This is a genomic window from Candidatus Eisenbacteria bacterium, assembly GCA_016867495.1.
In the GTDB taxonomy this organism is placed as follows: domain Bacteria; phylum Eisenbacteria; class RBG-16-71-46; order CAIMUX01; family VGJL01; genus VGJL01.
Genome location: VGJL01000082.1, coordinates 1 through 10,868 on the forward strand (window position 1 = coordinate 1; position 10,868 = coordinate 10,868).

A 10,868-nucleotide genomic window follows, 5' to 3' on the forward strand; every position below is an offset into this window, starting at 1 on the left:
CGGGCCGTCGTATGCCCGGATCAGATCCGCTAGGAGGACGAAGCTCCCCTTGAGCAGGCCGATAAAGACGGGGACTCGATCGCCGGCCCGTCCCCGGAGCTCGAGGGCCATCCGCCTCACGTCTGCGGCGATCTCGTCTCTCGTCCTCAGGACGCGGAATCGGATCCCGCCGACCTCGACTCTGCTCTGTTCGCCCTTCATCCCCGTTCTCCCCTTCCGGATGCCTGCAAACTCCCTCCTTCGATCCCATCGGCGACCGGCAGCCGGCCCGACCATCCGACGATCCAGATCCTCCGCGTCGTCGCATCGACCCTTGCGCGCGCCGCGCGCCGGATCCCAGGCAGCCAGAGGATCCCGCCCGCATCCTCGATGACCGGCTGCGTCGCTCGCAGCTCCGGCAGGACCCCTCTCTCGGATAATAGGGCGGGGACCTTGCGGACCCTTCCGGATTCCTTCGTCTCCATGCAGTCTCCGGGTCCTGGGGCCCTGATTCGCACTGGGGGCGAAATCATGTCGGCATCGAAGATCTGCAGGCGCTCCAGGCCGCGCACGCGGATCCGGCCAGGGCGCCTTCCCTCCTCGATGAGACGCGCCCGGCAGAGCCCCCCTCCCCACGGCACGCGCGCCTGCCATCCGAGCGCGACGGGTTCGAATGTGGTTCCGCCGGTCCGGCCATCGTCGCCGGCGGGAAGTCCGGCCGTCATCTCGAGAAGACCCCCGGACAGCCTTGCCGCGAGGGGGGCCGCGGAGCGCGTGCTGATCTGGTAACTCCCGGGCTTGCCCGCCTGGATAGCCTCGGTAAGTTTGGCCAGATGCTCAGCCAGAATCTCGGTGTTTTCGTTGGATAACGAGCGGGCAAGGCGCAGGAGCAAGTGCTCGATCATGCCCCGCGGGAGGGCTCGAAGAGGCCTCGGGTCGAGCCGCCGCGATCCGGCCGAGGCCCGGAGGTCGAGCCTTCCGAGATGCTCATCCACGGCCGCGTCCAGGGCCTCCGAGGCATGTCGGACATGAGTCGCGGCGCGCGTGATTGCCCGCGTCGAGCCGCTGCGGATCTCTCCTTCCAGCAACGGAAGCAGATTGTGGCGGATCCTGTTCCGGGTCCTCGATGGATCAAGGTTGGTCGGATCCTCCACCCACTCCTGACCGAGGCCACGAAGATACTCCCTGAGGACAGCCTTTTCTATGGTCATTAATGGGCGCAGAAATGGCCTTCTTATTGGCGCAATCCCCGCTAATCCACCCAATCCAGCTCCTCGGATGAGATTCAGAAGGACGGTCTCGGCCTGGTCGTCGAGCGTGTGTCCGAGAAGGATCCACGGGCACCCGGCGCGGGTCGACAGATCCCGCAAGGCCCGCATCCGCGCTCGCCGCAGCGCCGCTTCCGAGGGAGGGCGCGGCGTCGGCGGCGGGGCCAGCCTGGCCGAGAAGAAGGGCACGGCCAGCCGGGCGCAGATCTCCCGGGCCCGCTTCTCCTCGGCGTCCGCATCGGGCCGGACGGCATGGTTCACGTGCGCGGCAGCGATCGGCCGGGCATGCCGCGCCTGCGTGGCATGGACGAGCCGGAGCAGCGCCGTCGAGTCGGCTCCTCCGGAGAAGGCCAAGAGCAACCCCTCTCCGCGCCCGATCTCATGGTTGCGGGAGAGAAACGCGAGTACGACCGCTTCGAGCCTTCTGGAGAGAGTCATGATTGGCCAGGGAAAAGGTTGGCGGCGCAGGGATTCGAACCCCGGACCCAGTGATTATGATTCACTTGCTCTACCAACTGAGCTACACCGCCAGAGTCCGGCCAGACTGCCGGTACCGGAGTTTACGGCTTTATGGCCCTCCTGTGTCAAGCGCTGCGGAAGCAGCGTCGCTTGACACTTCCGGCGCGCGGATTCTATCGTCACAATCGTCCCCAACCAGGGGTGGGTGGTTCGGCGGCGTCGGGACGCCGATGGGGCTGGCCGGAGGGCCGAGGAGAGACTGGGATGCGAGTGGCATGGGTCCCGCTTGCGGTGCTTGTGGTGGGGTTCGCGTGCGCGGGTCTGGCGGTGGCGCAGGAATCGGCGCCCCCCCAGTTGGCCCCTGTCGACGAGCAGGCTCCCGCGCCCAAGCAGGTGTTCCAATCGCTCAAGAACTTCGGCTCCTTCGGCGCCAACGCCGGGGGCATGCTGCTGCTGGGAGACGAAGACGCCGCCGATGGAGCGCTGATCCGGCCGTCACTCCAGGCATGCTTCCGCTACCGATTCTCCGAGAACTGGATCGGAGTCGGCGAATTCGGCTTCGGCTGGAACGCCTACAAGGACCAGGGAGACACGGTCTACGCGATCACCTCCGGCACTCTCGGAGCCTATCGGCACATCTCAAACGCGCTCGGCGTGGAGTGGAGCGCGGGAGGAGGCGCCGGTCTCTATCGCTGGATCTACAAGTCGGCCGGCAAGGCGATCAAGGATCCGGAGAGCCACCTTGCCTACAAGGGACTGGATCCGGGCCTCTTCGCGGGCATGCAGGTCGAGAAGAGAATGACGGCCCACGTCACCCTGATCGGCACCGCGCAGTACCATCTCCTCTTCTCGTCCAATGAGGATGACTTCCCCACGCGATTCGGAGGGTCCGACTCGTTCCTCGCCTCCCGTCTCGGAGTGAACTATCACTTCTCTCCGTACGAGGGGATCCTCTGGGAGCGGAAGGTCAATCGCACGATTCGCCTGACATCCGGCAAGGCAGGTTCCTGATCACCACAGGGAGTGGCATGCACGAGCGCGTCGCCGGCCTGGGCCTCACCTTCGACGACGTATTGCTGATCCCCCGCAAGAGCGATCTGCTGCCGAACGAGGTCGACCTCTCGATACGGTTGACGCCGGGCCTCAAGCTGGGCGTCCCGCTTCTCTCGGCCGCGATGGACACCGTGACCGAGTCGCGGCTCGCAATCGCGATCGCCCGGGAGGGGGGACTCGGCGTCATCCACAAGAACCTCTCGATCGAGCAGCAGGCGGCCGAGGTCGAGAAGGTCAAGCGCTCGGAGAGCGGGATGATCACCGATCCCGTGACGCTTCCCCCCGACATCCCGGTCGGGGAGGCGCTGGCGGTCATGCAGCGCTACCGCGTCTCGGGGGTCCCGATCACGAAGGACGGCGTTCTCGTCGGCATCCTCACCAATCGGGACTTGAGGTTCATCCGTGATCTGACGCTGCGCATCGAGCAGGTGATGACGAGCGAGAACCTGATCACCGTCCCGGTCGGCACGACGCTTGACGAGGCGAAGGAGATCCTCCACAAGCACCGCATCGAGAAGCTCCCCGTCGTCGATTCCCAGCGCCGCCTGCGCGGTCTCATCACCGTCAAAGACATCATGAAGAAGATCCAGTATCCGAGCGCCTGCGTCGACGCCCACGGGCGGCTGCGCGTCGCGGCCGCTATCGGAACCTCGCCGGAGACGATGGAGCGTGCCGAAGCGCTCGTCGCCAAGGGCGCCGACATGCTCGTTCTGGACAGCGCGCACGGCCACTCGGTGCGCGTTCTCAAAGTCACCGAGCAGGTGCGCGCGCGATTCCCCCAGACCGATCTGATGTCGGGCAACGTCGCCACGAGGGAAGCCGTGCGCGATCTGGTCGCCGCGGGGGCCAACATCGTGAAGATCGGGATGGGACCCGGCGCCATCTGCACCACGCGCGTCATCGCGGGTTCGGGCGTCCCTCAGATCACGGCGATCCTCGATTGCGCGGAAGAAGCCGACCGGCTCGGCGTGCGCGTCGTCGCGGATGGCGGGATCAAGTACAGCGGCGACATCACGAAGGCCCTCGCCGCGGGGGCATCTGCGGCGATGATCGGCAGCCTCCTCGCCGGCACCGAGGAGAGCCCCGGCGAGACCGTCCTGTTCCAGGGACGATCCTACAAGATGTACCGGGGGATGGGATCGATCGGAGCGATGCAGCGCGGCAGCAGGGACCGCTATTTCCAGACGGACGAAACCAACGACTCGAAGCTCGTCGCGGAGGGGATCGAGGGACGCGTGCCCTACAAGGGATCCGTCGGGGGCGTCGTCTTCCAGCTCGTGGGCGGCGTTCGAGTCGGAATGGGCTACTGCGGCGTCGGGACGATCGACGATCTGCGCACGAAGACCCGTTTCGTTCGCATCACCGAGGCCGCTCTCCGCGAAAGCCACCCGCACGATGTGACCATCACCACCGAAGCGCCGAACTACAAGATCCTCTAGACCGGTCGACTTCTTCTGTCTCGCGGCGGAGGGCTTCGCAAGCACTGGAGGCGAGCCGCTCGAACCAGGCGAAGCCGGCCCCCTCCCTCGAGCAGGCCGGAGGAGAAGGAGGGGACCGGTGGGTGGATGTCTATGGCTCGGGGATCTGGAAGTTGAAGTCGGGGTCGAGGAAGCGGATCTCCTTGATGAGCCGGATGATCCTCGCCTTGGTGTCCTCGGCGCCCGTCTTCTTCCAATCTATGTAGAGATCGAGAAACTGGTCGTGTTTCTCGCGGATTTCCTTCTCGCGCTGCTCTCCGTTGGCGACGCGCTCGAGATGGTAGATCTCGCCGGAGGATAGGCGCTTCAGGAGATCGAGGTACTCGCCGCGCATGTGGGCGAGGATCCGAAGGTACTTCTCGAATCCGACCGAGAGCTTCTCGAGGACGTCGGAGATCGCCGCGTTCCGGCCGTGCACCATCTGGCTGTAGGTGTAGGCGAAGCGGTAATAGGTCCGTCCGCGGCCGATCGACGCCTCCTCCGTGGGCCGGTAGAACTCCCTGTCCGGATTCTGCGGCGCCGGCGCTTCTGTGAGGGCGGTCTCGGGGCTGTCGAAGATGCCGAGGGAGATCAGGAGAAAGTCCGCGTTCGTCTTGTAGATCGTATATTTCAGGCGCGCGTCCTTGCTCGTCGAGAGCCGGCGGAATACCTCGGTGTCGTACGGTGAGAGAAACCGCCGGGCCTGCTCCATGTGCTCTGGCTGGATGAGCGAGTCGAGGAGGTGGGCCAGATAGACGTTCACGTCCTCGTCATAGAAATCCTGATTGGACAGCAGTCCCGTCTCCATCCGCGAGTAGAGCAGGCACTTCATCATGAAGTGATAGGTGGGGCGAAAATCTGTTCGGCTCGCCGGGAGCTCGACGTATTGCTGCCTGGTGTCCATCCCGCTCCTCTGGAGTCGCCCACGCCGCCGCGCGGCGGAGAATCCGGTTGACAGTCACCGATCTTGCCGTGGTAACGTCGTTTCGCTGGAAGAGGGGTGCAAAGCACGTGCCATCTTCCGCTCCCGAGGGATGCACCGAGGAGCCAGTCTGCGACATCGGGTGATCGGGTCCGCATGGACGCGTCTGCCGGATCGCTCGAGGGAACCGGTCTTCAAGGCAGATCTGGGTTTTTGAGCGATGGGGCCGGGACAGCGGGAAGCATGCGCTTCCGAAGGACTCGGTCGCTCTCATCGAGCCCTCCGTTGCGCATTTCCATTTCTCCTCCATCGGCGATGCATTCCGAGAGTCGTGTGAGCGGCGGAAGGCCCGAGGCCTCGTGCATGTTGCATGGAGCGCGGCACTCTCGCATGCATGGTGCACAGGCCGCCTGGAGGGTATGTCTTGGAGGATCTGCGCGACGTGCCCCGCAGGAAGGGAACCGGGGGCAGAATCCGCAGGCGCGTCCTGGTGCTCTGCGTGCTTCCCACGCTGTTGCTCGGGGCGACCTACTTCCTGCTCGTCGAGTTCGCGCTGCGTGAGGTTCTCGAAATCGGCGAGGTTCCGCTCCTGCTCCGCGTGGGCGGCGGCGTTCTGGCGCTTCTCTTCGCTCTTGTCGCGCTGGGTTGCGGCAGTCTTCTGGCAGATGGCTTCTTGAGGCCGCTTCGCGCCCTCCTCCGGATCGCCGAGTCGCAGGACATCACGCCCGGACCGACGTCCTACCTGTCGGATCCCGATTCGCATGTGAGGCGTCTGTTTCTGCGCGTGCTGACCCTGGTTCAGCAGAATCGATCAGGGGCCCAGGCGCTTCGCGAGCTCGAGGCGCTCCGAAATGAAGTGCACGCGCTCCGCGAAACGGTGCGGAGCGCCGCGGCGGCCTCGATCATTCCGTCGCCGGTGGAGAGGGAAGCCCCGCAATCGGGCGGCGAGCTGACGGCCGAGATGGAGCGCCTCTGGACTCGCTTCCGGGCCGATCTGAGCGCTGTCGAGGATCGCCTCGACGAGACGTCCCAGGCGCTGGCGGCTCAGGAGAAAGGGCGCAAGGAGTCGACGCTCGAGATGGACACGGCGATCCTCGAGATAGAGCGATTCGGGACTGTCTGGTCCTTGGAGCTGGAAAGGGCGCGCAGGTGTGTTCCGACCCTGCCGGGCGCTCTTGGCTCCTGCTTCAGCGACTTCAGCAACTCCATGCAGCGGCTTCGCGACGCATCCAGGCTCGATGGCGGCGGGCTGCGCGCGATCGCCGAGGCGCGCAACCAGATCTCGCGGGTTCGCGAGATCGTGGGCGGGTGGCTTCACGACGACCCCCAGGCGGGGAAGACAGAATCCGGCCCGCGCTGATACGATCAGGCGGGCGGCGGAAGGGAGCGGTTCCTGTACATGGCGATCGAGGAAGGTTCGAGGCTTCACAGGGAAGGCGCGGAGACCGACCTGGTCCGGACCCTGGTCCGAGATCTGGCGGATCTGATGCAGGCGCAGGCGACAGTGACCAAGGACCTGGCCCGTCTCATCGATCTCCTCTCCGTGAGCGCCGCGGACAGGGCGGCTGCGGGTGGCGTGGCCGATTCGCGGACACAAGCCACGGGAGGGGCGCGGGTCGCGGAAGCTGCGCCCCGGGTGCCCGAGGCGCGACGGCCCGAGCGGCCTGTTCCTGCGCCTCCCACGCCTCCAGCGCCTTTGACTCCACTTGCGCCTCCAGCGGCCCGGCCGCCGGCGCGGCGCGCTGAGACTCCGCCTCCCGCGAGCGCGCCCCCGATCGAGGCGGAAGAGGAGACCGAGTTCACCGTCGTGACTCCTGGAGAGGGAATCTCCTCTGCCGCAGCGACTGGCCCCGGCGAGGAGCTCGATGAGAGCGAGCCGGGGGACGAGGTCGATCGGCCCGAGATTGGGGACGCGACCGTGCTCCTGCTCGAGTCCGGCAAAGCGCGCGTCGGAGTCCTCTGGAGCCAGGTGGCGCAAGTCGGCTCCCTCGGCACGCCGGTGGCTCCCCCGAGAATCGACTCGGAGAGGGGAACGACTGATCTCGTCAGCCTCGGGCTCTTGCTGCACGGCGTTTCCCGCGAGGAGAAGTACTTCGTCGTTCTGGAGCAGGACGGCGAGCGGGCCGCGGTCGCATGCGAGCGGATGCTCGGCCTGGGTCCGCTGAGCTCCGCCGCCCACGACTCGGGAGACCAGCGCATCCAGGTGCTCGGGATCCCGCTTCTGCGGACCTTCGGCAAGGGGGCGCAGGCGGGAGGAGCGGGGCGTCCGGCCGGCGCCCGGGCGATGGCGGGGGGGCGGGACGAGGACGAGAGGGACAGAAGTGGACCGCTGCGCGCGCTGGTCGCGGTGAGGTATCTTCCCGCTCGGGTGGCGATCTGCCGGCACCTGCGGGGTCGCGGGTGGCAGGTTGGCGAGGCGGCCGGCCTGGAGGCGGCCACGGTCTCGTTGGATCTCGGTCACTGGGACGCGATCTTCCTGGAGGCGAGCGGGAACGGAGAAGTGGAAGAGATCGAGGGCAATCTGATGCGCCGCGTGGAGGCGCGCCGGATACCGGTGATCCGGGTCGGCTCGCGAATCACGGGATTGCCGCAGCAGGAGGGACCCGCTGTGATGTTCCCGTTCGCGGAGGCGGAGCTCGACACGATTCTGACGCAGCTCGCCGAGCGTCCCGCCACCGGTTGAAGGGGACTGGATGGAGCGCGTCACGCCGCAGCATCCCGAAGCAGGATCGAAGCACGAGTCGCGTCCGCCCACCGTTCTCATCGTCGACGATGACACCAGAGTCGTCGAGCTGCTCCAGATCACTCTGGGAGGGAGGGGGTACAGGGTCCTCACCGCCGCGGACGGCGAGGAGGCTCTCGACTCCGTGAGGGCGCATCGCCCTGACTTCCTGGTGCTGGACGTTCGCCTGCCCCGCCGCAGCGGATTCGATGTCTGCGAGACGGTCCGCAAAGATCCGGATGTCAAGAACCTCCCGATCATCATGATCTCGGGAAATACCGCGACGGAGAGCCGCCTCCAGGGGCTGCGCGCCGGCGCGGACGACTACCTCACGAAGCCCTTCTCCCCCAGGGAACTGCTCCTCAAGATGCAGAGGATCCTCGATCGCAATCGCGACCAGGAGGTCCTCGCCCTACGGACGGAGGTCCTCGAGGAGGAGGTGCGAAGGCAGCGCGATCGCCTCAAGGAGATCCATACCGACTTCCAGAATCACTTGAACCGGATGACGATGATTCTGGATCGGATCCAGGACCTCAACCGGCATCGGGCGATCAGCGAGATCCTCCACCGCCTGGTGCTGACGGCCGTGGGAATCCTCGACTTTGGATCGGTGGCCCTCCTGCTCCTGGAGGACGGGCTGCTGAGACCCCACGTCCACCGCGGCATGCGTCTCAAGGATCCCAGGACGCTGGCGATAGACCCGTGCAGCCCGCTCGCGCAGCTCCTTGCGTCAACGAAACGCGCGATGGCGACAGAAGACCTCACCCTCAGGCCGGAGTGCCGCGACGAGGTGGGGCTGCTATCGGCCGCGGGCTTCATCTGGTCCGTCGGGATCGCCTCGGAGGGCGGTTTGAGGGGGATCCTCTGCGTGGGCGAGCGGTCGGACCGACAGCCTCTCGATCGGTTCGACATCCGTCTGCTCGAGGCGCTGGCGACCTCCGTGGGCACCGCGCTCGCCAACGCCGATGTCTTCGGGCGGACCCAGGCGGCCTTTCTCGAGACGGTCACCTCGCTCCTGCTCACGTTCGAGAGCCGGTATCCGCATCTGCTGGGCCATTCCGAGCGGGTGGCCCGGCTCTGCCTCGATGTCGGGCGCGAAGCGGGGCTCTCCGGAGAGGATCTGGAGGCGGTCGGGCAGGCCGCGCTGCTCCATGATCTCGGAGCGATCCAGCGGAACGAGTCGCTCCTGCGCGATGCGATCGTGCTCACGCCCGAGCAGCGCAAGCAGCGCCAGATCGAGGCCAGCGAGATGATCGGGAACCTACTGCCGGCCATCGCCAGCGATACGGTCGTCGAGATCCTCAGGCATCAATCTGAGTACTGGGACGGCTCGGGAGTCCCCGACGGGCTGACGGGGGAGAGGGTCCCTCTCGGCTCCAGGATCCTCTCGATCGCGAACGCCTATGACGCGCTGATCAGCGTGAGGCCGCACCGCCCGCCTTACGTTCCGGACCAGGCCCGCGAGTTGATTCGCGCGCGCGCCGGAAGGCAGTTCGATCCCAACCTCGTGCGGATCCTCGTCGATCTGCTGGCCGCGGGTGGGGGAGAGAGCGACTGAGGGGCTCCGGCGGGTTTCTGCGCGGGCCAGAAGCGCTCCGCCTGGAGTGCGAGGGGGCCCCGAGCGGTTCCCGGAGCCCCGCGCCGCGGACGCGAACCTAGCGGGGCGAGGGGAGCCGTCGGGGCCCGTAACGCTCGCGGAGCGCCGCCCGCGTCTCGGGAGTGATCCAACGGGTCTAGCGGTAGAGGGCCTTCGTTCGTCCCCAGGTCATCGACTTCACCGGAACCGCGGCATCGAGCCCGCCGCTTGTCGGGGTCCCGATCACGAACACGTCGTCGAGATAGACGCCCTCCTTCGGCGTGCCGCCGCTCGCGTTCGAGAGGAAGAGGAACTTGAGGTAGAGGGCGGTCGTGGTTGTCGGGAGGCTCAGAGGGATCGAGTGGCGGATATAGGTCCGCTGCGGGCTAGTGCGGTCGATGGTGCGCACCGTGACCCAATTGGTCCCATTGGTGGAAATCATCGCCTGGAGCTTGTCGTAAGAGTTGGTCGAACGAAACTCCGACCAGGCGGAGAACTCAAAGACGATGTTCTTCATCCCGGCCACATTGATCGGAATCTGCGTGATCAGGTGGCTGGTCATGTAGTGATCGTATCTCCTGACGAAACTGGGCATCGCCGCGCAGTGGACGCTGGCCTGACCGCTGGCGACTCTGGCTCCCTGGCCCGCGGCCACCACGCCCCAGTAGTCGAATCCGCTGGAGGCGTTCAGATCGGATGAGATCCATCTGCACGTGGGTCCGCCGTTGATGCCGCCCGGGCCCATCTCGAAGCCCTCGTCCATGATCACGACGGGCCCCGCGAGGGTTGGGGAGACGGCGAACAACGCGAGAAGAAACACCGAGAACGCCGCGCAGATCGCTGATGCCTTTGAGCCGGGGGACTGCTGCCTCTTCATCGAGCACCTCCTGTCCGTCGCCCTGGCTCCGGTAGCGCCCTTCGCCCGCCGCCCCAGGGCATCCTTCGGTAGGTAGATCGCAGGAGGTGTGCGGTGGTTACATGCGGAGCTCGTCGTCTGTCGGCCTCAGCGAAGAACCACGAACTGGCGGTGGATGGCCTTCCGCGCCCCCTCGCTCCGCGCCCCAGCTCCCTGGGTTTCCACAGAGACGATGTAAGCGCCGGCCGGGACTACGCGACTCTCGGCGTCGCGCCCATCCCATCGCGCCAGGAACGCGCCGGCCGATCTCCATCCCTCCTGCCAGCGGCGGACGAGGCGGCCCGCGGGGTCGTGGATCGCGATCGCGACTTCTCCCGAGCGGTCGAGATGGCATTCGATCTCGATCGGGCCTCGGGCAGGATTCGGTCGGACGCTTAGGTCGACGCGCCGGCCCTCCGGCGGCGCGGAGACTCCGGCCGGATCGGCGAACCGGACCCGCAGGGCGATGGAGTAGGTCGATGGCACGAGCTCGCCGCTGCTCAGGCGTCTGGAGATGGACGGCGGTCCGCTCAACCC

Annotated in this window: 10 protein-coding genes and 1 tRNA gene; 5 read left to right on the top strand and 6 right to left on the bottom strand. The window is 66.6% G+C overall.

Annotated features, from left to right (window positions below; all coding sequences use genetic code 11):
* The 3 genes from FJY88_08595 to FJY88_08605 all read right to left on the bottom strand — a co-directional run.
* Positions 1-201 (bottom strand): hypothetical protein (locus tag FJY88_08595; GenBank protein ID MBM3287391.1); only part of this gene is annotated, 201 nt, incomplete at its 3' end.
* The gene (tilS, locus tag FJY88_08600) at positions 198-1,685 is read right to left on the bottom strand and encodes a tRNA lysidine(34) synthetase TilS (GenBank protein MBM3287392.1); all 1,488 of its coding nucleotides are present in this window, start codon (positions 1,683-1,685) and stop codon (positions 198-200) included. The genes FJY88_08595 and tilS, both read right to left, overlap by 4 nt.
* A gap of 19 nt (positions 1,686-1,704) precedes the next feature.
* Positions 1,705-1,777, bottom strand: a tRNA-Met gene (locus FJY88_08605).
* Between the two features lie 193 nt (positions 1,778-1,970).
* On the opposite strand from FJY88_08605, the gene FJY88_08610 reads away from it, so the two are divergent.
* Complete coding sequence (locus tag FJY88_08610) at positions 1,971-2,717, top strand: hypothetical protein (protein ID MBM3287393.1); 747 nt, start codon at positions 1,971-1,973, stop codon at positions 2,715-2,717.
* A 17-nt stretch (positions 2,718-2,734) separates the two neighbouring features.
* On the top strand, positions 2,735-4,198 hold the full coding sequence (gene guaB, locus FJY88_08615) for an IMP dehydrogenase (GenBank protein MBM3287394.1): 1,464 nt from the start codon (positions 2,735-2,737) through the stop codon (positions 4,196-4,198).
* Positions 4,199-4,328: 130 nt separating this feature from the next.
* On the opposite strand, the gene FJY88_08620 is transcribed toward guaB, so the two are convergent.
* Complete coding sequence (locus FJY88_08620) at positions 4,329-5,120, bottom strand: hypothetical protein (protein ID MBM3287395.1); 792 nt, start codon at positions 5,118-5,120, stop codon at positions 4,329-4,331.
* Between the two features lie 442 nt (positions 5,121-5,562).
* Between FJY88_08620 and FJY88_08625 the strand changes: the two genes are divergently transcribed.
* Genes FJY88_08625 through FJY88_08635 form a run of 3 tightly spaced genes read left to right on the top strand, consistent with a single transcriptional unit; the run spans position 5,563 to position 9,418 of the window.
* Positions 5,563-6,498, top strand: a complete 936-nt coding sequence (locus FJY88_08625) for a hypothetical protein (GenBank protein ID MBM3287396.1) — start codon at positions 5,563-5,565, stop codon at positions 6,496-6,498.
* 39 nt (positions 6,499-6,537) lie between these two features.
* Positions 6,538-7,821: a hypothetical protein gene (locus FJY88_08630; protein ID MBM3287397.1), complete on the top strand. Its 1,284-nt coding sequence runs from the start codon at positions 6,538-6,540 to the stop codon at positions 7,819-7,821.
* Positions 7,822-7,831: 10 nt separating this feature from the next.
* The gene (locus FJY88_08635; GenBank protein MBM3287398.1) at positions 7,832-9,418 is read left to right on the top strand and encodes a response regulator; all 1,587 of its coding nucleotides are present in this window, start codon (positions 7,832-7,834) and stop codon (positions 9,416-9,418) included.
* Positions 9,419-9,593: 175 nt separating this feature from the next.
* Here the strand turns inward: FJY88_08635 and FJY88_08640 are convergent, their stop codons facing one another.
* Together FJY88_08640 and FJY88_08645 are read right to left on the bottom strand one after the other, a co-directional pair.
* Positions 9,594-10,313, bottom strand: a complete 720-nt coding sequence (locus tag FJY88_08640) for a hypothetical protein (GenBank protein MBM3287399.1) — start codon at positions 10,311-10,313, stop codon at positions 9,594-9,596.
* 126 nt (positions 10,314-10,439) lie between these two features.
* Positions 10,440-10,868 (bottom strand): hypothetical protein (locus tag FJY88_08645; protein MBM3287400.1); only part of this gene is annotated, 429 nt, incomplete at its 5' end.